Source organism: Micromonospora sp. NPDC004336 (genome assembly GCF_053602615.1).
This window is the reverse complement of record NZ_JBSGDY010000053.1, coordinates 14,726-35,848: the sequence shown is the minus strand read 5'-3', so window position 1 is coordinate 35,848 and position 21,123 is coordinate 14,726. Positions and strand designations below refer to the sequence as shown.

Below are 21,123 nucleotides of genomic sequence, written 5' to 3'. Positions count from 1 at the left end.
CTCCCCGCGCGGGAGGTCGCCGGCCCCGGCCCCGTTTCCCGCCGGGACCTCACCGGGGCAGCAGCATGGCCACCGCCAGGGCCGCGATCAGGGCGCTGGAGACCAGCGCCGTGACCCGCCGGCCGCGCGGCCCGGTCAGCACCCGCCCGACGAGGCTGCCCCCACCGGCGATCAGCAGCTGCCAGCTGGCCGAGGCGACGAAGGCGCCCGTCACGAAGAGCAGCGCGTCGGCCGTGCCCGCGTCCGCCCCGCCCTGCCGGCCGATGACGAGGGCGGCGAAGTAGACCACCGTCGCCGGGTTCAGCAGGGTCAGGGCCAGCACGCCGGCGAAGGCCCGGGCCGGGGTGTCCAGGCCCCGGCGACTGCCGGCGGGGCCCGCCGACGCGCCGCCCGGGCGCAGCGCGCGCCAGGCCCCGTGGCCGGCGAGGGCGAGCAGCACGGCGGCGGCGGCCAGCCGCAGCGGCCCGGCGACCGGGGCGATCAGCCCGGCGACCACGGCGCCGCCGAGGGCCGCCACCGCGGCGTAGAGCCCGTCGGCCGTCGCCACTCCGAACGCGGCGGCGGCGCCGACCCGGAACGACGTACGGGCGGTGAGCCCGAGGATGAGGACCGCGATGGCGCCGACGGGTATCGCCACGCCGTAGCCGGCGAGCAGGCCGGCGACGAAGGCCTCACTCATGGCGTACGGGCACGGCACGGCGGTCGGTCACCGGGCCATCCTGCCGCCGCCCGTTCGGCTGCGGAACCGAGTTTCACCTCGTCGCGGTGGCGCGAGACGCACCCGGTCCCGCGAGCGGGCGACCGGGCCGCGGGGGCGGGACCCCCGCGGCCCGGGTGCCGTCAGGCGGGCCGACGGCCGAGGTAGCCCAGCAGTCGGGCGACGTCGTCCGCGTCCGCGCCGGGGTCGATCGCCGGGGCGTACGCCCCGTAGGCGCGCAGCGGCTCGACGATCTGCCGGGCGACCGTCAGCAGCGGACGGGCCAGCGCGTCGGTGAGCGGGGACGGCTGCCCGGTGGCCGTCGCGATGTCCCAGGCGTGCACCGCCGCGTCGAGGGCGCACGCTCCGGCCCCGATCTCGGCCGGCAGCTTGCCCATCGGCAGCGGCGTCGGCACCTCGGGGTCGTCGTCGGCGATCCCCGCCCAGGCGGCGGCGGAGGCGTCGAGGGCGGCCCGGAGCTCGGCCGCCGGATCGCCGTCGATGCGGCCGGAGGGGGCGAACGGGTCCTCCGACGGCCAGGGCCCCCCGACGATCGCCGCGGCGTAGGCCAGCTGGTCGCCGATCGCGTGCTGGAGCACCTGGGTGACCGTCCACCGCTCGCACGGGGTGGGCCGCTCCCAGGCGTCGGCCGGAACCCCCGCGACGGTCGTCCGGAGCGCGTCGTGCGCCTCGCTCAGCACGGTCCGCCACTGTCCGGTTGCGGTTGCGCTCATGTTCTGACCCCCTGTGATGTGGTGCGGAACCCGTCCGCTCCGTTCCGAGGACCAGCATAGCAGAACGGAATGATCCGTTCCACTCGCTATTTTCGCCGGACCCGAAGACGCGTCGAGCGCGGCACCCCTGGGGTGTCGCGCTCGAGGCGGATCGACCGGAAAAGCCGGTCAGACGTTGAAGCCGAGGGAGCGGAGCTGATCGCGCCCCTCGTCGGTGATCTTGTCGGGGCCCCACGGCGGGAGCCACACCCAGTTGATCCGGATGTCGTCGACCAGGCCGCCACCCGGGCCGGTGGTCAGCGCCTGCCGGGCCTGGTCCTCGATCACGTCGGTCAGCGGGCAGGCCGCCGAGGTCAGCGTCATGTCCAGGGTGGCGACGTTGTCGTCGTCGACGTGCACGCCGTACACCAGGCCCAGGTCGACCACGTTGATGCCCAGCTCGGGGTCGACGACGTCCTTCATCGCCTCCTCGATGTCGGCGACGGCGGCCCGGCCCCGGGCCGACGGCGCGGCAGCCGTGGCCGGCGCGGTGCCGGTGGCCGCCGCGGCGTCCGTGGCCGTCTCCGGCGTCGTCGTGCCGTCGACCGCCGGCGTCGCCGCGGTGGCGGTGTCCTCGCTACTCATGCCTTAACCTCCGAAGGGCTCACGCCCACGCCGGCGCGTGCCGCGGCGTCCTTGAACGCCATCCACGGCAGCAGCGCGCACTTGACCCGGGCGGGGTAGCGGGCGACGCCCGCGAACGCCACCCCGTCACCGAGCACGTCCTCGTCCGGCGTGACCTGACCACGGCCGGACATCAACTCGACGAACGCCTCGTGCACCCGGAACGCCTCGTCCGCGCCGCGACCGGCCAGCAGCTCGTGCAGCACGCTCGCCGACGCCTGGCTGATCGAGCAGCCCATGCCGTCGTACGAGACGTCGTGCAGCACGTCGCCGTCGGTGGCGACCCGGACGGTCACCTCGTCGCCGCAGGTCGGGTTCACGTGGTGCGCCTCGGCCACCCGGTCCGCCGGGTCGCCCGCGTCCCGCAGGCCGCGGCCGTGCGGGTGCTTGTAGTGGTCCAGGATGATCTCCTGGTAAAGGGACTCAAGCTGCATCAGGCCGAACTCCCGTCGATCCGCGGGCCCCTGCGTCCGCCGCTCACTCGAACACCTTCCGCACCCGCTCCAGGCCCGCCACCAGGGCGTCGATCTCCTCTGTGGTGGTGTAGAGGTAGAACGAGGCCCGCGTCATGGCCGGCACGCCGAACCGGGTGCACACCGGCCGGGCGCAGTGGTGGCCCACCCGCACCTGCACGCCGAGGGAGTCGAGCACCTGCCCCACGTCGTGCGGGTGGATGTCGCCGAGGGCGAACGAGATGGTGCCGCCCCGGCCCACCGGCACGGTCGGCCCGAAGATCCGCAGGCCCCGCACCGAGCCGAGCGCGTCCAGCGCGTACGCCGTCAGCTCCTTCTCGTGCCACTGGATGGCGCGCATCCCGATGCCGCTGAGGTAGTCGACGGCGGCGCCCAGCGCGACCGCCTCGGCGATCGGCGGGGTGCCCGCCTCGAAGCGGGCCGGCGGCGCGGCGAACGTCGAGCGCGCCATCGACACCGTCTCGATCATCGACCCGCCGCCCAGCACCGGCGGCATCGCCGCCAGCAGCTCGGCCCGGCCCCAGAGCACCCCGATGCCGGTCGGGCCGCACATCTTGTGCCCGGTGAAGACGATGAAGTCGGCGTCGTAGTCGACCACGTCCATCGGCATGTGCGGCACCGACTGGGAGCAGTCGAGCAGCAGCAGCGCCCCCACCTGCCGGACCCGCTCGGTGATCCGCGAGGTGGCGTTGACGGTGCCGAGGATGTTGGACATGTGCACCAGCGAGACGATCTTCGTCCGTTCGGTGACCAGGTCCTCCAGCCCGGACTCGTCCAGGCGCCCGTGGTCGGTGACCGGGAACCAGCGCAGCGTCGCGCCGGTGCGCTCGGCCAGCAGCTGCCACGGGACGATGTTCGAGTGGTGCTCCATCTCGGAGATCACGATCTCGTCGCCGGGGCCGAGCCGGAAGCGGGGGTCGGCGTCGGGGCGCAGCGAGGCGTTGGAGAACGCGTACGCCACGATGTTGATCGCCTCGGTGGAGTTCTTGGTGAACACCACCTCGTCCACGCTCGGCGCGTTGACGAACGCCGCGACCTTCGCCCGCGCGCCCTCGTACGCCTCCGTGGCCTCCGTGCCCAGCGTGTGCACCGAGCGGGACACGTTGGCGTTGTGCGCGGCGTAGTGCTCGGCGAGCACGTCGAGCACCTGCCGCGGCTTGTGCGAGGTGTTGGCGCTGTCGAGATAGACCAGCCGGTGCCCGTTGACCTCCCGGTCGAGGATCGGGAAGTCGGCGCGCACCTTGGCCACGTCGTAACGCGGCACGTCGTCGTACTGCGGCATCCCCGGCGGGATCGCGATGGAAGTCATGTCGACGGCCCCACCCATTCTCCGAGGACTCAGGCCCGGGCCGAACCGGCCCCGGCGACGTACCGCTCGTAGCCCTCTTCCTCGAGCTTGTCGGCCAGCTCCCGGCCGCCCTGCTCGACGATCCGGCCGGCGACGAAGACGTGCACGAAGTCCGGCTTGATGTAGCGCAGGATCCGGGTGTAGTGGGTGATCAGCAGCATGCCGGTGTCGCCGGTGTCGCGGACCCGGTTGACGCCCTCGCTGACCACGCGCAGCGCGTCGACGTCGAGGCCGGAGTCGGTCTCGTCGAGGATGGCGATCTTCGGCTTGAGCAGCTCCAGCTGCACGATCTCGTGCCGCTTCTTCTCGCCGCCGGAGAAGCCCTCGTTGACGTTGCGCTGGGCGAACGCCGGGTCCATCTGGAGGCGCTCCATGGCGCCGCGCAGCTCGCCGCCCCAGGTGCGCAGCTTCGGCGCCTCGCCGTCGATGGCGGTCTTGGCGGTGCGCAGGAAGTTCGCCACGGACACGCCCGGCACCTCGACCGGGTACTGCATGGCCAGGAAGAGGCCGGCGCGGGCCCGCTCGTCGACGGACATGGCCAGCACGTCCTCGCCGTCGAGGGTCACCGAGCCGCCGGTGATCTCGTACTTGGGGTGGCCGGCGATCGAGTAGGCCAGGGTCGACTTGCCGGACCCGTTCGGGCCCATGATCGCGTGGGTCTCCCCCGACCTCACCGTCAGGTCTACCCCGGCGAGGATCGGCTTGAGCTCACCCTCGGGCAGCTTGACCGACACCTTCAGGTCGCGGATCTCCAGGGTGCTCATTATCGGGTCACTCCATTGCTCGGCGTGAGGCTGACGTAGATGTCGCCGTCGCGGACTTCGACGGGATAGACGGGAACGGGTTCGGTGGCGGGCAGCCCGGTCGGCTCGCCGGTCCTCAGGTCGAAACGGGATCCGTGCAGCCAGCATTCCAGGGTGCAGCCGGACACCTCGCCCTCGGAGAGCGCGACCGCGGCGTGCGAGCACTCGTCGTGGACGGCGTAGAAGTTGTCGTCCTCGCCGTGCACGACCGCGATCTGCGTGCCGTCGACGTCGGCGCTGATCGCGGTGCCCTTCGGCACGTCCTCGGTCGAACAGATCTTGATCATCAGGCGCCGGCCCTGGCCAGTCGGGCCTCGATGGCGTCGCCGAGCCGCTCGCGCAGCTCCTCGACCGGGATCTTGTTGATCAGCTCGGCGAAGAAGCCGCGGACCACCAGGCGGCGCGCCTCGGCCTCCGGGATGCCCCGGGCCATCAGGTAGAACAGCTGCTCGTCGTCGAAGCGGCCGGTCGCGCTCGCGTGGCCGGCGCCGGCGATCTCGCCGGTCTCGATCTCCAGGTTGGGTACGGAGTCCGCCCGCGCGCCGTCGGTCAGCAGCAGGTTCCGGTTGATCTCGTACGTGTCGGTGCCGGTCGCCTCGGCGCGGATCAGCACGTCGCCCACCCAGACGGTGCGCGCGCTCTCGCCCTGCAGGGCGCCCCGGTAGCCGACGTAGCTGCGGCAGTCCGGCACGCTGTGGTCGACCAGCTGGCGGTGCTCCAGGTGCTGCCCGGAGTCGGCGAAGTAGAGGCCGTACAGCTCGGCCTCGCCGCCCCGGTCCGTGTACTCCACCGAGGTGTACTGCCGGACCAGGTCGCCGCCGAGGGTGACCTGGACGTGCACCACCTTGGCGTCGCGGCCCAGCTTGACCTTGAGGTGCTGGGCCTGCACCGCGTCGTCGGCCCAGTCGGCGACCGTGACCAGGGTCAGCTTCGCCCCGTCGGCCACGCTCACCTCGACGTTGTCGGCGAGCGTCGCCGACCCGGTGTGCTCCAGCACCAGGGTCACCTCGGCGAACCGGCCGACCTCGACGAAGGTGTGCCCGAAGGCCAGACCGTCGGCGCCGTCGCCGACCACCCGCAGGGTCACCGGGTCGGCGACCACCGCGTCCCGGGCCACCTGCACCAGCAGCGCCTGCCCGGCCCCGCCGTAGGCCAGCGCGCTGACCCGGTCGACGGGGGTGAGCACGCCGCCCACCCGGGGGTCGTCCTTGCCGATCCGGGAGACGGCCACGCCCTCGGGCAGGTCGCCGTGCTCGTGGCGGACCGTGCCGGTGGCGGCCTGCGCCCCGCCGACCAGGCCGCGCAGGCGCTTCAGCGGGGTGAACCGCCACTCCTCCTCCAGGCCCGTCAGGGCCGGGAAGTCGGCGACGTCGTACGAGCGGAGCGCCTGCGACTTGGTGCTGGGCGGCGCGGAAGCCTGGGTAGTCATTTCTTCCTTGGTCTGTTCTGCGATTGGTCGGAGGGTCGGACGGGCTGCTCGCGACGCGGCGCGACGGGCTGGGGCCGCGCGAGGGCCGGCGGCGTCAGCCGACCGCGCCCTCCATCTGCAGCTCGATCAGCCGGTTGAGCTCCAGGGCGTACTCCATCGGGAGCTCCTTGGCGATCGGCTCGATGAAGCCGCGCACGATCATCGCCATCGCCTCGTCCTCGCTCAGGCCCCGGCTCATCAGGTAGAAGAGCTGGTCCTCGCTGACCTTGGAGACGGTGGCCTCGTGCCCCATCGACACGTCGTCCTCGCGGATGTCGACGTACGGGTAGGTGTCGGAGCGGGAGATCGTGTCGACCAGCAGGGCGTCGCACTTGACCGTGCTGCGGCTGTTGGTCGAGCCCTCCAGCACCTGCACCAGGCCCCGGTACGACGTCCGGCCGCCGCCGCGGGCGATCGACTTCGAGACGATGGTGGAGGAGGTGTGCGGCGCGGCGTGCACCATCTTGGCGCCGGCGTCCTGGTGCTGGCCCTCGCCGGCCATGGCCACCGAGAGCACCTCGCCCTTGGCGTGCTCGCCGGTCATGTAGACCGCCGGGTACTTCATGGTGACCTTGGAGCCGATGTTGCCGTCGATCCACTCCATGGTCGCGCCCTCGTGGCACACGGCCCGCTTGGTGACCAGGTTGTAGACGTTGTTCGACCAGTTCTGGATGGTCGTGTAGCGGCACCGGGCGTTCTTCTTGACGATGATCTCCACGACGGCGCTGTGCAGTGAGTCGGAGGAGTAGATGGGCGCGGTGCAGCCCTCGACGTAGTGCACGTACGCGCCCTCGTCGACGATGATCAGCGTCCGCTCGAACTGGCCCATGTTCTCCGTGTTGATCCGGAAGTAGGCCTGCAGCGGGATCTCCACGTGCACGCCCTTCGGCACGTAGATGAACGAGCCGCCGGACCAGACGGAGGTGTTCAGCGCGGCGAACTTGTTGTCGCCGACCGGGATGACCGTGCCGAAGTACTCCTTGAACAGGTCCTCGTGCTCCTTGAGGGCGGTGTCGGTGTCGAGGAAGACGACACCCTGCTCCTCCAGGTCCTCACGGATCTTGTGGTAGACGACCTCGGACTCGTACTGCGCCGCGACGCCCGCGATCAGCCGCTGCTTCTCCGCCTCGGGGATGCCCAGCTTGTCGTAGGTGTTCTTGATGTCCTCGGGCAGGTCCTCCCAGCTGGTGGCCTGCTTCTCGGTGGACCGGACGAAGTACTTGATGTTGTCGAAGTCGATCCCGGTGAGGTCGGCGCCCCAGGCCGGCATGGGCTTGCGGCCGAACAGCCGCAGGCCCTTCAGCCGCAGGTCGAGCATCCAGGCGGGCTCGTTCTTCTTGGCCGAGATGTCCCGCACCACCGCCTCGTTGAGGCCGCGCTGGGCGACCGCCCCGGCGACGTCGGGGTCGGCCCAGCCGTACTCGTAGCGACCCAGGGCGGCGAGCTGCTCTTCCTGGGTCAGGGGCTGGACGATCTGCTCGGTCATCTATCTGTCCTCACAGTGGTGACGGTGTTACCGGACATGCGCGGCTGGGTGGGGATGTGCGTGGTGCACACCCCGTCGCCGTGCGCGATGGTGGCCAGGCGCTGCACGTGGGTGCCGACCAGGCGGGAGATCACCGCGGTCTCGGCCTCGCACAGCTGGGGAAACTCGGCGGCCACGTGCGCCACCGGGCAGTGGTGCTGGCACAGCTGGCCGCCGGAGGCGATCGTGGACGCGTTGGCAGCGTAGCCCTCGGCGGTCAGTGCCCCGGCGAGCGCCTCGGCCCGCGCCAGGGGCTCGTCGCCGGCGTCCTCCATGGCGGCCCGGCAGCGGGCCTCCAGGGCGGCCACCTGGTCGGCGGCGAACGCCTCGACCGCCTCGGAGCCGCCGTTGCGGGCGATCCAGCGCAGCGCGGCGGTGGCCATGTTGTCGTAGTGGTGGGTGCCGCAGCGACCCCGGGCGGCGTCGGTCAGCAGGAACACCTTCGCCGGCCGGCCGCGACCCCGGTGGCCGCGCACGGCCTGGTCGCGGGCGATAACGTCACCGTCGGCGAGCATCGCGTCGAGGTGCCGGCGGATGGCGGCGGGGCTGAGCCCGAGCGCCGAACCGAGCTGCGCGGCGGTGGTCGCCCCCCGCTCCAGCAGCAGCCGGGTGACCCGGTCGCGGGTGGAGACGTCGCCGGCGGACGCGGACTGACCGGCGGCCGGGGCGGCCGCCGGCTGGTGCCCGGAGAGCGCCGCCGCGTTTTTCACAACGCCCACGTTACGTAATTCGCCGGGGGGTCGCAAACCCGGGTCCCGGTGATCCCAACCACCGCGCCGGCGGAGTCACCCGATCGTGCTCCACTACGGTGCGTAGGATTTGCGCCGTGAAGCGAATCGTCCGGTTCCCGGTCTCCACCGCCCTGCTGCGCCGCCTCGCGCTCGCCTCGATCATCGCGAACGTGGGCATCGTCGTCACCGGCGGGGCCGTCCGCCTCACCGCATCCGGTCTCGGCTGCCCCACCTGGCCCCGGTGCACCGACGAGTCGTACGTGGCGACCGCCGAGATGGGCATCAACGGGGCGATCGAGTTCGGCAACCGCCTGCTCACCTTCGCGGTCGGCGTCATCGCGCTCGCGGTGCTGGTGGCCGTGCTGCTGCACCGCCCCCTCCGCCGCGAACTGGTTCCCCTCGCGGTCGCCGTGCTCCTCGGCATCCCCGCCCAGGCGGTCGTCGGCGGCATCACCGTGCTCACCGACCTCAACCCGTGGGTGGTCGGCCTGCACTTCCTCGCCTCGATGGCGGTCATCGCGGCCGCGTACGCGCTGTGGCGGCGGATCAAGGACCCGGCGGGCCCGGCGGTGGCCGTCGTGCCGGCCCCGCTGCGGACGCTGGCCCTGCTCACCACCGTGGTCAGCGCGGCCGTGCTGGTGATCGGCACCTGGGTGACCGGCAGCGGCCCGCACGCGGGCGACGCGGGCGCGGCCCGCAACGGGCTCGACCCGGAGACGATCTCCCAGGTGCACGCCGACAGCGTCTTCCTGCTGATCGGCCTGTCGGTGGCGCTGGTGTTCGCGTTCCGCGCGGTCGGCGCGCGGCGGGCCGCCCGGGCCGCGCTGGTACTGGTCGCCGTCGAGCTGGGCCAGGGCCTGATCGGCTTCGTGCAGTACTTCACCCACCTGCCGGCCGCGCTGGTGGGCGCCCACATGCTCGGCTCCTGCCTGGTGCTGCTCGCCACCCTCTCGGTCCAGTGGTCCACCCGCGAGCGCCGCGCCGTGGCGCCGACCCCGGAGCCCACCTTCACCGAGGACGCCGTACCCGTCGCCGCCTGACGGGTCACCCGGGTCGGCGCGTCGGCGACGGCCGCCGACGCCGGGGCGTCGGGCGGTCCGCACCGCGGCGGCGCCTGGCGCCGGGTCAGCGCGGTGGGCGGCGCAGGTGGGTCAGGATCGCGTCGGCCAGCCGGTCGGCGGCGCCGTCGTCGTACCCGAGGAACAGCGACGGCTCGGTCAGCTCCAGCTCGACCAGGATCGAGGTGCCGTCGGGGCCGGGGATCAGGTCGACCCGGGCGTAGAGCAGCCGCTCCGTCCCGCCCGGCACCGCCGCGAGGGCCCGACGCGCCACCGCCGCCTGCTCCAGCGTGGCCGCCCGCGGGGCGATCTCCTCGGGCCTGTACAGCCCCTCCACGCCCAGATCCGGTCCCGTCAGCAAGGCGCCCTTGCGGATCGCGTGGCTGTACGCCAGCCCGTCCGGGCCGGCCAGGTAGAGCAGCGCCGTCTCGCCGGCGGTGTCGACGGCGTCCAGGTACGGCTGAACCATGGTCACGCGGCCGGCCGCGGCGAGCCGCCGCGCGTGCGCGACGGCCAGTTCGCGGTGCTCCGGATCCGCCAGGTCGTAGCGGCCGGTGTCCCGGCTGCCCGCGCTGACGGACGGCTTGAGCACGTACTCGCCGGAGTCGGCGGGCGGCTGCCAGCGCTCGCCCGGCTCGACCCAGGCGGTGGGCACGGTGGGCACACCCGCGGCGGAGAGCTCGGCGAGGTACCGCTTGTCGGTGTTCCATTCGACGACGTCGGCCGGGTTGGCCAGGGCCGGGACGGCGGCCGCCCAGGCGACGAACTCGTCGCGGCGGGCCATGTAGTCCCACGGCGAGCGGAGCACGGCCAGGTCGTAGCCGGCCCAGTCGACGGCCGGGTCGTCCCAGACCACCGGCTCGGCGGTCACGCCGCGGCGCGCGAGCGGGTCGAGCACCAGCCGGTCGTCGGCCTCGAGGTCGGGCAGTTCGGCACAGGTGACGAGAGCGACCCGGGGTTCCCCCCGGGTCGACTGGTGGTGGTTGGTCAATTTATGTCAACGGGCCATCGAGCGCCGGGCCATCGACCGCCAGAGGTCGTTGCTCGGACGCATCTGGTCCATCAGTTCACGCTCCCAGGCGTTCTCGACGGTGACACCCGCCTTCGCGCAGGCCTGCCGCGCGACGACGGTGTCGTCCGCGAACTGGTCGCCCCACACCCCGTCCTCACCCACGAGGACGATGCGTGCGCCGCGCTTGCCGACGTACTCGATGACCGCCTTCGCCCCGCCGTGTCCGGCGGCGAACGACTTGATGCCCGCGACCAGGCCCTGGGGGGCCTGCCCGGCGGTCTCTTCGGCCGTCAGCGTCGTATCGGAACCATCTGCCATGACGCGAAGCGTAAGCAGACATCCACCCCGGCGGGCGAGAACCATGAACCTTTTGTGATGCCGATTACCTGGAGGTTTAAGGAAGAGCACAGGCTAACTCGCCGGCTTTATCCGGACTCGTCGGGCGAAATCTCCGGGCCGAACCGGTGCCAGCCGGCACACGACCCGCCTCTGGGACCGATACCGAAGGTGACACCGATGTGACGAGAAACCCGGACAAGGCATACACGATGATGATTTGCCGGGACGACGAGGCGACGGGGCGAGCCGGCGTACCGGTGAGAGAAGTACGGCGGCGGGCCGGCATGGCGCCGGGAGAAGGCGGCCGGGGGCGGGGGAACCCGCCGGTCGCGGGGAACGCTCCCGCCACCACTGGGGAGGCGCCCCGGCCGTGGCCGGTCGCGACCCGGATCAGATCAGCGCGTCGAGCGCGACGGCGGCGAAGAGGATGGTCAGGTAGGTGGTCGACCAGTGGAACAGCCGCATCGGCTTCACGGCCTGGCCCCGCGCGGTCCGGCGGGCGAGCCGGTGCGCCTCCACCACGAAGATGGCGCCGACCACCACGGCGGGCACGCCGTAGATCAGGCTCATGCCCAGCGGCCAGACGGCGAGCGAGGACGCCACGGTCAGCCAGGCGAAGCCGATGATCTCGGCGTTCACCCGCCGGGTGGAGGCCACCACCGGCAGCATCGGGATGCCGGCGCGGGCGTAGTCGTCCTTGTACTTCATCGCCAGCGGGTAGAAGTGCGGCATCTGCCAGAAGAAGACCACCGCGAACAGCGCCCACGCGGCCGGGGAGAGAGACCCGGTCACCGCCGCCCAGCCGATCAGCACCGGCGCCGCCCCGCAGGCCCCGCCCCAGAACGTGTTCGCCGTCGTGGTGCGCTTGAGCCAGAGGGTGTAGACGACGTCGTAGTAGACGATCGCGGCCAGGGTGAGCCCGGCGGCCAGCAGGTTGGTGAACGCGGCCATCAACGCGACCGACACCGTGGCCAGCACCAGCCCGAAGATCAGCGCGTTGCGCGGCGTCACCGTGTGCGCCGGCAACGGACGGCGCTTCGTGCGCCGCATCAGCTGGTCGATGTCCCGGTCGATGTAGCAGTTGATGACGCTCGCCGCGCCGGCGGCGAGCGAGCCGCCGACCAGCACCACGGCCATCAGCCACAGCGAGGGCAGGCCGCCGTCCGCGAGCATCATCGCCGGCACGGTGGTGACGAGGAGCAGCTCGACGATCCGCGGCTTGGTCAGCGTCACGTACGCCGAGATCACCGCTCGGGGGTCCCGCCGGGCGACCGCCGGCGCCTCCGCCGCCTTGCGCACCGGTTTGCCGGTGGGGTTGCTGACGGGGCGCTCGGTGATCATGCTCACGGATTGCCACCTTCCGGCGTCGGCAGGGGAGGTCGGGTCGGTCGGACCCGACTCGGGCCACACACCGCACCACAGACTACGCGTTGTCGTTTTGGCTGCCCGGGCGACCCGACAACGGTGCGGGCCGTCACACCGCCGGGTGGACCACCGATCCTCCCGGACACGCACAGACCAGCATGACGAGATCCCCGGGCGGACGTTTAGGACCGCTCGATAGGGTCATCCCTGAGGGTTCCGCCCATCTGCCGAGGAGCACAACCATCGTGGCTGCCAATCGACCCGAGCACCCCGCACTCAACTGGTCCGACCTCGACCGCCGGGCCGTCGACACCGTCCGCGTGCTGGCCATGGACGCCGTGGAGAAATCCGGCAACGGCCACCCGGGCACCGCGATGAGCCTCGCGCCCGCGGCCTACCTGCTCTTCAACCGGGTCATGCGGCACAACCCGGCCGACCCGAACTGGCCCGGCCGGGACCGGTTCGTGCTCTCGGCGGGCCACTCCAGCCTCACGCTCTACATCCAGCTCTTCCTCTCCGGCTACCCGCTGGCCCTGGAGGATCTCAGGTCCCTGCGGCAGTGGGGCTCGCTCACCCCCGGCCACCCCGAGCACGGGCACACCCCGGGCGTGGAGACCACCACCGGGCCGCTGGGCCAGGGCATGGGCAACGCGGTCGGCATGGCGATGGCGGCCCGCCGCGAGCGCGGCCTGTTCGACCCGGAGACGGAGCCGGGCGCGTCGGTCTTCGACCACGACATCTGGTGCATCGCCTCCGACGGCGACATCGAGGAGGGCATCAGCCACGAGGCCAGCGCCCTCGCCGGCCACCAGCAGCTCGGCAACCTCTGCGTGATCTACGACGACAACGAGATCTCCATCGAGGACGACACCCGCATCGCCAAGAGCGAGGACGTCGCGGCCCGCTACGAGGCGTACGGCTGGCACGTGCAGACCGTCGACTGGCGCACCGGCGACGCCGACCAGGGCGACTACCACGAGGACGTGGAGGCGCTCTACCAGGCGCTGCTGGCGGCGAAGGCCGAGACCGGCCGCCCCTCCTTCATCGCGCTGCGCACCATCATCGGCTGGCCCGCGCCCAACAAGAAGAACACTGGCAAGATCCACGGCTCCGCGCTCGGCGCCGACGAGGTCGCCGCCACGAAGCAGCTCCTCGGCTTCGACCCGGCGCAGTCCTTCGAGGTCGACGAGGAGGTGCTCGGGCACGCCCGCCTGGTGATGGAGCGCGGCGCCCGCGCCCAGCAGGAGTGGACCACGGCGTTCGACGCCTGGGCGGAGGCGAACCCGGAGCGCAGGTCGCTCTACGACCGGATGGCCGGCCGGGTGCTGCCCCAGGGCTGGGCCGAGGCGCTGCCGCAGTTCCCGGCCGACGCCAAGGGCATCGCCACCCGCGCCGCATCCGGCAAGGTCCTGGAGGCGCTCGCGCCGGTGCTGCCCGAGCTGTGGGGCGGCTCGGCCGACCTGGCCGAGAGCAACAACACCACGATGAAGGGCGAGCCCTCCTTCGTGCCCGCCGTCCACGCCACCAAGGACTTCCCCGGCCACGAGTACGGCCGCACGCTGCACTTCGGCATCCGCGAGCACGCCATGGGCGCGATCCTCAACGGCATCGCCCTGCACGGCGGCACCCGCCCGTACGGCGGCACGTTCCTGGTGTTCAGCGACTACATGCGCCCGTCCGTCCGGCTCGCCGCGCTGATGAAGCTGCCGGTGATCTACGTCTGGACGCACGACTCGATCGGCCTCGGCGAGGACGGCCCGACCCACCAGCCGGTGGAGCACCTGACCGCGCTGCGGGCCATCCCGGGCCTGGACGTGGTGCGCCCGGCCGACGCCAACGAGACCGCCTGGGCCTGGCGGCAGGCCCTGGAGCACACCGACCGCCCGACCGCGCTGGCGCTCAGCCGGCAGGCGCTGCCGACCTTCGACCGGTCGACCCTGGCCGGCGCCGAGGGCGTGGCGAAGGGCGGCTACGTCCTCGCGGAGGCCTCCAACGGCAAGCCGCAGGTGATCCTCGTCGGCACCGGTTCCGAGGTGCAGCTCTGCCTGACCGCCCGGGAGCGGCTGGAGGCCGACGGCACCCCCACCCGGGTGGTCTCCATGCCCTGCCAGGAGTGGTTCTACGAGCAGGACGAGGCGTACCGGGAGTCGGTGCTCCCGCGCGGGGTAAAGGCACGGGTGAGCGTGGAGGCGGGCATCGCCATGTCCTGGCGCGGCGTCGTCGGCGACCTCGGCGAGAGCGTCAGCCTGGAGCACTACGGCGCCAGCGCCCCGCACACCGTGCTGTTCGAGCAGTTCGGGTTCACCCCCGACCGGATCGTGGCCGCCGCGCACGCGGCGATGACCCGGGTGGGCGACATCACCGGTTTCACGACCGGCAACTGAGGGGAGCGTGGACGGCATGACGGACAGGCTGAGCGAACTCACCGCCGCGGGCGTGGCGGTCTGGCTCGACGATCTTTCCCGGGTACGACTGAGCTCCGGCGGGCTCGACCAGCTCCGCCGGGAGAAGCACGTGGCCGGGGTGACCACCAACCCGACGATCTTCGCGAAGGCGCTGAGCGACGCCGACGAGTACGACTGGCAGCTGCGCGACCTCGCCACCCGTGGGGTGGAGGTCGAGGAGGCCGTGCGGATGCTCACCACCTACGACGTGCGGTGGGCGTGCGACGTGATGCGCCCGTCGTACGAGGGCAGCGGGGGCGTCGACGGCCGGGTCTCCATCGAGGTGGACCCGCGGCTGGCCCACGAGAGCGACAAGACCGTCGCCGAGGCCAAGGCGCTGTGGTGGCTGGTCGACCGCCCCAACCTCTTCATCAAGATCCCGGCCACCGAGGCGGGCCTGCCGGCCATCACCGCCACCCTGGCGGAGGGGATCAGCGTCAACGTCACGCTGATCTTCGGGCTGGACCGCTACTCGCAGGTGATGGAGGCGTTCCTGGCCGGCATGGAGCAGGCGAAGGCCAACGGCCGCGACCTGAGCAAGATCGGCTCGGTCGCGTCGTTCTTCGTCTCCCGCGTCGACAGCGAGGTCGACAAGCGGCTGGAGAAGCTCGGCTCCGACGAGGCCAAGGCGCTGCGCGGCAAGGCAGCCGTGGCCAACGCCAAGCTGGCGTACGAGCGCTACGGCGAGGTCTTCTCCTCCGACCGCTGGCAGGCCCTCGCCGACGCCGGCGCGCACCCGCAGCGGCCGCTGTGGGCGTCGACCTCCACCAAGAACCCGGACTACCGCGACGTCATCTACGTCGAGGAGCTGGTCGCCCCCGGCACGGTCAACACCATGCCGGAGCCGGTCGTCCACGCCTACGCCGACCACGGCGAGACCCGCGGCGACACCATCACCGGCTCGTACGACGAGGCCCGCCAGGTGTTCGCGGGCCTGGAGTCGGTCGGCGTCGACATGTCCGACGTCATCGCCACCCTGGAGCGCGAGGGCGTGGAGAAGTTCGAGGCGAGCTGGCAGGAGCTGCTCGACGGCGTCCGCAAGTCGCTGGCCGCCGCCGGCAGGGGCACCGGCCACCCGGGCAGCGCCGCGAAGGGCAACGCCCAGGCCGCGCAACAGGCGGGAGGCAACGCGTGAGTGACCTGCTCAACGGGCCGGTCGAGGCGGCCGCCGGGCTGGCCGTGCACGGCGCCGACACCGTCGACAGGTCGGCCCCCGCCTCGACCCGGGACGCGCTGGTCTCCGCCGGCGTCCCAGGCCGGCTGGCCGAGAAGGACCCGACCCTGTGGGGCCCGGACGCCGAGGCCGAGGCGAAGATCCGCCTCGGCTGGGTGGACACCCACCGGCGCAGCCGCGAGCTGCTCCCCCAGCTCGCCGAGCTGAAGGCCGAGCTGGCCGACCTCGACCACGTGGTGCTCGCCGGCATGGGCGGCTCGTCGCTGGCGCCCGAGGTCATCGCGCGCACCCTCGGCAGGCAGCTGACCGTGCTCGACACCACCGACCCGGGGCAGGTCCGGGCGGCGCTGGCCGACCGGCTGGAGCGCACCGTGGTCGTGGTGGCCAGCAAGTCCGGCTCGACGGTGGAGACCGACAGCCACCGCCGGGCCTACTGGCAGGCGTTCCTGGACGCCGGGATGACCGAGGCGGAGGCCGGCCGGCACTTCGTCATCGTCACCGACCCGGGCTCGCCGCTGGAGGCCACCGCCGCCGAGATGGGCGCCTTCACCGTGCTGGCCGACCCGAACGTGGGCGGTCGCTACTCGGCGCTGACCGCGTTCGGGCTGGTCCCGTCGGCGCTGGCCGGCGTCGAGGTGGCCGAGCTGCTCGACGAGGCCGACGCGCTGTCCCGGTCGCTGGGCGGCGACCGGGACAATCCGGGCCTGGCGCTGGGCGCCGCCCTGGGCGCGGCGGCCACGATGGGGCGCGACAAGGTCGCCCTGGTCTCCGACGGCACCGGCATCGACGGCCTCGGCGACTGGGCCGAGCAGCTCATCGCCGAGTCCACCGGCAAGTCCGGGGTCGGCATTCTCCCGGTCGTCGTGGAGTCCCCGCGCAGCCCCGGCGCCACCGGCGACGACGTGCTCACCGTGACCTACGGCGGGGCGCTGGCCACCGGCGCCGTCCCCGGCGGCGGCGCCACCGCCGACGTGGCCGTCAACGGCCCGCTCGGCGCCCAGTTCCTGGCCTGGGAGTACGCCACGGCGATCGCCGGCGCGGTGCTCGGCATCGACCCGTTCAACCAGCCCAACGTCACCGAGTCCAAGGAGAACACCAACAAGATCCTCGCCTCCGGGCCGCCGGCGGAGACGCCGTCGTTCACCGAGGGCGCGATCGAGGTGTACGCGCCGCAGGGCGCCCCGGGCGACCTGGCCGGCGTGCTCCGCTGGCTGGTCGACGGGCTGGGCGGCGACGGCTACCTCGCCGTGATGGCGTACCTCGACCGGTTCGCCGACGCCGACGCGGCCCGGCTGCGGCCGCTGCTGGCCGGGGCGGCCGGGCGGCCGGTCACCTTCGGCTGGGGGCCCCGGTTCCTGCACTCGACGGGCCAATACCACAAGGGCGGCCCGCAGGTCGGCAGCTACCTCCAGCTCACCGGCGCGGTCACCGACGACCTGCCGGTGCCGGGCCGGCCGTACACCTTCGGGGAGTTGCAGGCGGCGCAGGCGGCCGGCGACCGGCAGGCCCTGGCGGAGCGGCAGCGCCCGGTGGTGCGGCTGCACCTGACCGACCGGTCGGCGGGCGTGGCCCAGCTGCTGGATGCGGCCGGGACGCTGCGGGCGTGACGATGAGGACCGTGGACGACGCGGAGCGAGGAGGCGGCGTGAACCCGCTGCGCGACCCGCAGGACCGCCGGCTGCCGAGGATCCCGGAGTCGTGCGCACTGGTGATCTTCGGTGTCACCGGCGACCTGGCCCGCAAGAAGCTCCTGCCGGCGGTGTACGACCTGGCGAACCGGGGGCTGCTGCCCCCGGGCTTCGTCGTGCTCGGTTTCGCCCGCCGGGACTGGGGCGACGGGGACTTCGAGTCGCTGGCCCACGAGGCCGCCAAGAAGCACGCCCGCACCCCCTGGCGGGAGGAGGTGTGGGCGCGGCTGGTCGGCAACATCAAGTTCGTCGGCGGCTCGTTCGACGACGACGCCGCGTTCGACCAGCTCGCCGCGACCCTCGACGAGCTGCGCCAGACCCACGGCATCCCGGGCAACGCCGCCTTCTACTTCTCCATCCCCCCGGCGGCGTTCCCCGTGGTGCTCAAGCAGTTGGCGCGCACCGGCATGGCCGACAACGCCAAGTCCGGCGGCTGGCGCCGGGTGGTGGTGGAGAAGCCGTTCGGGCACGACCTGCCCTCGGCGAAGGCGCTCAACGACCTGGTCGACGACGTCTTCACCCGCAAGGACGTCTTCCGCATCGACCACTACCTGGGCAAGGAGACCGTCCAGAACATCCTCGCCCTGCGGTTCGCCAACAACCTGTTCGAGCCGCTGTGGAACTCCAAGTACGTCGACTCGGTGCAGATCACCATGGCCGAGGACGTCGGCATCGGCACCCGCGCCGGCTTCTACGACTCGGCCGGCGCGGCCCGCGACGTGCTCCAGAACCACCTGCTCCAGCTGCTGGCGCTGGTGGCGATGGAGGAGCCGACGAGCTTCGACGCGGACGAGATCCGCACCGAGAAGCTCAAGGTGCTCCGGGCGATCACCCTGCCGAAGGACATCGCGGAGGGCACCGTCCGCGGCCAGTACCTGCCGGGCTGGGTGGGCGGCCAGCGCGCCGTCGGATACCTGGAGGAGGAGGGCGTCCCGGCGGACTCGACCACCGAGACGTACGTGGCGGTCCGGCTCGGCATCCAGAACCGCCGCTGGGCGGAGGTGCCGTTCTACATCCGGGCCGGCAAGCGGCTGCCGCGCCGGGTCACCGAGGTCGCCATCATGTTCAAGAAGGCGCCGCACCTGCCGTTCAACGCCGCCGACATGGAGTCGCTGGGCAACAACCAGCTCGTCATCCGGGTGCAGCCGGACGAGGGCGTGGTGCTGAAGTTCGGCTCCAAGGTGCCCGGCACCACGATGGAGGTCCGCGACATCGCGATGGACTTCCAGTACGGCGAGGCGTTCACCGAGTCCAGCCCCGAGGCGTACGAGCGGCTGGTGCTGGACGTGCTCATCGGCGACCGCACCCTGTTCCCGGACGCCGCCGAGGTCGAGCAGAGCTGGCAGGTGGTGGACCCGCTGGAGCACGCGTGGGCGGGCACGAAGCCCGAGCCGTACCGGGCCGGCGAGTGGGGGCCCCGGGCCGCCGACGAGATGCTGGCCCGCGAGGGCCGGGCGTGGCGGCGGGCGTGAGCGCGAGGAGTGAGCCGGTTTTGCGAGCCCCGCAGTCGCGAACGAAGGCAGGCACCGTGAGCATGCCCAGCGAGTCAACCAGGAGGCTCCAGTGATCGGCCTGTGGGACACCACCGGCAACGAGGTGGTCAAGGCGCTCGCCGCCGAGCGGCGCAGCGCCGGCGGGGTGGCCAGCGGCATGGCGCTCACCCTGATCGTGGTGGTGGACGAGAAGCGGGTACGGGAGGCGGAGGCGGCGGCGACGATAGCGGCCGCCGCCCACCCCTGCCGGCTGGTGGTGGTGGTCCGCGCCGACGTCGAGCGGGACCGCAACCGGCTGGACGCGGAGATCGTCGTCGGCGGTCGCCTCGGCCCGTGCGAGGCGGTCGTCACCCGGATGTACGGGCGGCTGGCCCTGCACGCCGAGTCGGTGGTGATGCCGCTGCTGGTGCCCGACGTGCCGGTCGTGACGTGGTGGCACGGCGAGCCGCCGGCCGAGATCGCCACGGACTTCCTCGGCGTCGTGGCCGACCGGCGGATCACCGACTCCGCGCAGGCCGCCGACCCGATCGAGGCCCTGCGCCAGCGGGCCCGGGACTACGCGCCGGGCGACACCGACCTGGCGTGGACCCGGATCACCCCGTGGCGCACCCTGGTGGCCGGGGCGTTCGACACCACCCAGGCCCGGGTGACCGAGGCGACCGTGGTCGCCCCCGCCACCGACCCCACGGCGGCGCTGATGCGGGGCTGGCTGTCCGCCCGCCTCGGCATCGAGCCGGTGTGGCAGCGCACCGACGAGTTCCCCCGGATGCGGGAGGTGCAGCTGCGCTGCGCCAACGGCGACGAGCTGACCCTGACCCGGGACGACAGCGTGGCGACGTTCCGGCGTACCGGCCAGGACGAGCGGCAGCTGCCGCTCGTCCGCCGGCCGCTCGGCGACGAACTGGCCGAGGAGCTGCGCCGCCTCGACGCCGACCAGGTGTACGCGGAGGCGCTCGGCGCGACCGCGGGCCTGACCGGCCTCGACCAGCGGCCGGCGCAGCGGGTGCACGTCTGGAAGGACCCGGCCACCGCCCAGCGGGCCGAGGCCGGGGTGACCGCGCACGCGGGAACGAGCGCCGAGCACTGAGCGCCCGACTGCCGGGCGCACGAGCGAAACACCGACCGCGCGGCGGCCGGAGAAACGAAGGCACAGGGAATGAGTGAGGCGAGTGTCGCCGTCCACGCCGACGCCGACCTGCTGGCGCAGGCGGTCGCTGCCCGGCTGGTGGTGAAGCTGCTCGACGCGCAGGCCGAACGGGGCCAGGCGTCGGTGGTGCTGACCGGCGGGCGGATCGCCGCGGCGGTCCACCGGGCGGTGGCGGCGCTGCCGGCGCGGGACGCGGTGGACTGGTCCCGGGTGGACGTCTGGTGGGGCGACGAGCGGTTCCTGCCCGCCGGCGACCCGGAGCGCAACGAGACGCAGGCCCGGGCGGCCCTGCTGGACGCGGTGCCGCTGGACCCGGCCCGGGTCCACCCGATGCCGGCCTCCGACGGCCCGGCCGGTCCCGACCCGGAGGAGGCGGCCGCCCGGTACGCCGCGGAACTCGCCCGGGCGGCCCGCCCCGGCCACGCCGCCCTCCCCCACTTCGACGTGCTCATGCTGGGCGTCGGCGAGGACGGGCACGTGGCCTCGGTGTTCCCGGAGCACCCCGTGCACCACGACAACCGGCCGGTCAGCGCCGTCCGGGGCAGCCCGAAGCCCCCGCCGGTGCGGACCACCCTGACCCTCCCGGCGATCAACACCGCCGAGGAGGTCTGGTTGGTCGCCAGCGGCGCCGACAAGTCCCGGGCCGTCGGCATGGCGCTGGCCGGGGCGGGGCCGGTGCAACTGCCGGCGGCCGGGGTGCAGGGCACGGGGCGTACCCTCTGGCTGCTGGACCGGGCCGCGGCGGCCGACGTGCCGGCCCGCCTGCGCAGCCTCCGCTGAGCTGACTGGAAAGCCCCCTTGCCGACGCTGGCCGTCGGCGAGGGGGCTTTCCTGTGCCGCAGGTCGGCGCGGGGCGCCCGGGAGCGACTCCACGCGGACGCCCCGGGCGAGGTCGCCACTCGGGCACGGCCCCTCGCTGCTGTCGCCGGCCGGGCACCGCCGGCGGGAAGGGCGGCGGGCG

General features: G+C 73.0%; 20 protein-coding genes. 7 read left to right on the top strand and 13 right to left on the bottom strand.

The genetic code is table 11. The features are described from left to right. Positions 1–49: 49 nt before the first annotated feature. The 10 genes from ACWENR_RS14185 to ACWENR_RS14140 all read right to left on the bottom strand — a co-directional run bounded on the left by ACWENR_RS14185 (position 50) and on the right by ACWENR_RS14140 (position 8,421). Positions 50–679, bottom strand: coding sequence for a LysE family transporter (locus tag ACWENR_RS14185; protein ID WP_452277411.1), 630 nt, complete (start codon positions 677–679; stop codon positions 50–52). A gap of 161 nt (positions 680–840) precedes the next feature. Further along, the gene (locus ACWENR_RS14180; protein WP_452277410.1) at positions 841–1,431 is read right to left on the bottom strand and encodes a TIGR03086 family metal-binding protein; all 591 of its coding nucleotides are present in this window, start codon (positions 1,429–1,431) and stop codon (positions 841–843) included. A 168-nt stretch (positions 1,432–1,599) separates the two neighbouring features. Next, positions 1,600–2,055 (bottom strand): metal-sulfur cluster assembly factor, encoded by a 456-nt coding sequence (locus ACWENR_RS14175; protein WP_452277409.1) that lies wholly within the window; start codon positions 2,053–2,055, stop codon positions 1,600–1,602. Then, entirely contained in the window at positions 2,052–2,528 is a 477-nt protein-coding gene (gene sufU / locus ACWENR_RS14170; RefSeq protein WP_452277408.1) for a Fe-S cluster assembly sulfur transfer protein SufU, read from the bottom strand. The genes ACWENR_RS14175 and sufU overlap by 4 nt, the downstream gene beginning before the upstream one ends. A gap of 43 nt (positions 2,529–2,571) precedes the next feature. Beyond that, the gene (locus tag ACWENR_RS14165; protein ID WP_452277407.1) at positions 2,572–3,876 is read right to left on the bottom strand and encodes a cysteine desulfurase; all 1,305 of its coding nucleotides are present in this window, start codon (positions 3,874–3,876) and stop codon (positions 2,572–2,574) included. Between the two features lie 29 nt (positions 3,877–3,905). Next, entirely contained in the window at positions 3,906–4,679 is a 774-nt protein-coding gene (gene sufC, locus ACWENR_RS14160) for a Fe-S cluster assembly ATPase SufC (RefSeq protein WP_447140047.1), read from the bottom strand. Then, positions 4,679–5,005 (bottom strand): non-heme iron oxygenase ferredoxin subunit, encoded by a 327-nt coding sequence (locus tag ACWENR_RS14155; protein ID WP_091105221.1) that lies wholly within the window; start codon positions 5,003–5,005, stop codon positions 4,679–4,681. Before ACWENR_RS14155 ends, sufC begins: the two co-directional genes overlap by 1 nt. After that, the gene (gene sufD, locus ACWENR_RS14150; RefSeq protein ID WP_452277406.1) at positions 5,005–6,147 is read right to left on the bottom strand and encodes a Fe-S cluster assembly protein SufD; all 1,143 of its coding nucleotides are present in this window, start codon (positions 6,145–6,147) and stop codon (positions 5,005–5,007) included. Before sufD ends, ACWENR_RS14155 begins: the two co-directional genes overlap by 1 nt. Before the next feature lie 94 nt (positions 6,148–6,241). Then, positions 6,242–7,672, bottom strand: coding sequence for a Fe-S cluster assembly protein SufB (gene sufB / locus ACWENR_RS14145; protein ID WP_357465121.1), 1,431 nt, complete (start codon positions 7,670–7,672; stop codon positions 6,242–6,244). After that, a complete protein-coding gene (locus tag ACWENR_RS14140; RefSeq protein WP_452277405.1) occupies positions 7,669–8,421 on the bottom strand; it encodes a helix-turn-helix transcriptional regulator in 753 nt (250 codons plus the stop codon). Before ACWENR_RS14140 ends, sufB begins: the two co-directional genes overlap by 4 nt. 98 nt (positions 8,422–8,519) lie before the next feature. Between ACWENR_RS14140 and ACWENR_RS14135 the strand changes: the two genes are divergently transcribed. Beyond that, positions 8,520–9,482 (top strand): COX15/CtaA family protein, encoded by a 963-nt coding sequence (locus ACWENR_RS14135; RefSeq protein WP_452277404.1) that lies wholly within the window; start codon positions 8,520–8,522, stop codon positions 9,480–9,482. Between the two features lie 85 nt (positions 9,483–9,567). Here ACWENR_RS14135 and ACWENR_RS14130 read toward each other — a convergent pair whose 3' ends face one another. The 3 genes from ACWENR_RS14130 to ACWENR_RS14120 form a co-directional block, all read right to left on the bottom strand. Then, positions 9,568–10,491, bottom strand: coding sequence for an ATP-grasp domain-containing protein (locus ACWENR_RS14130; protein ID WP_452277403.1), 924 nt, complete (start codon positions 10,489–10,491; stop codon positions 9,568–9,570). A 6-nt stretch (positions 10,492–10,497) separates the two neighbouring features. Further along, positions 10,498–10,830, bottom strand: coding sequence for a hypothetical protein (locus ACWENR_RS14125; RefSeq protein ID WP_452277402.1), 333 nt, complete (start codon positions 10,828–10,830; stop codon positions 10,498–10,500). 411 nt (positions 10,831–11,241) lie between these two features. Beyond that, on the bottom strand, positions 11,242–12,198 hold the full coding sequence (locus tag ACWENR_RS14120) for a heme o synthase (RefSeq protein WP_452277401.1): 957 nt from the start codon (positions 12,196–12,198) through the stop codon (positions 11,242–11,244). Between the two features lie 263 nt (positions 12,199–12,461). Here ACWENR_RS14120 and tkt point away from each other — a divergent pair, with 263 nt between their 5' ends. The 6 genes from tkt to pgl all read left to right on the top strand — a co-directional run bounded on the left by tkt (position 12,462) and on the right by pgl (position 20,942). Then, entirely contained in the window at positions 12,462–14,600 is a 2,139-nt protein-coding gene (gene tkt, locus ACWENR_RS14115; RefSeq protein WP_452277400.1) for a transketolase, read from the top strand. A gap of 16 nt (positions 14,601–14,616) precedes the next feature. Then, complete coding sequence (tal, locus tag ACWENR_RS14110) at positions 14,617–15,795, top strand: transaldolase (RefSeq protein ID WP_452277399.1); 1,179 nt, start codon at positions 14,617–14,619, stop codon at positions 15,793–15,795. Beyond that, positions 15,792–17,441, top strand: a complete 1,650-nt coding sequence (locus tag ACWENR_RS14105; RefSeq protein WP_452277398.1) for a glucose-6-phosphate isomerase — start codon at positions 15,792–15,794, stop codon at positions 17,439–17,441. The genes tal and ACWENR_RS14105 overlap by 4 nt, the downstream gene beginning before the upstream one ends. A 2-nt stretch (positions 17,442–17,443) precedes the next feature. Continuing rightward, positions 17,444–18,994 (top strand): glucose-6-phosphate dehydrogenase, encoded by a 1,551-nt coding sequence (gene zwf, locus ACWENR_RS14100; protein WP_452277412.1) that lies wholly within the window; start codon positions 17,444–17,446, stop codon positions 18,992–18,994. A gap of 91 nt (positions 18,995–19,085) precedes the next feature. After that, entirely contained in the window at positions 19,086–20,102 is a 1,017-nt protein-coding gene (locus ACWENR_RS14095) for a glucose-6-phosphate dehydrogenase assembly protein OpcA (protein WP_452277397.1), read from the top strand. Positions 20,103–20,171: 69 nt separating this feature from the next. After that, positions 20,172–20,942: a 6-phosphogluconolactonase gene (gene pgl / locus ACWENR_RS14090; protein ID WP_452277396.1), complete on the top strand. Its 771-nt coding sequence runs from the start codon at positions 20,172–20,174 to the stop codon at positions 20,940–20,942. Positions 20,943–21,123: the final 181 nt, after the last annotated feature.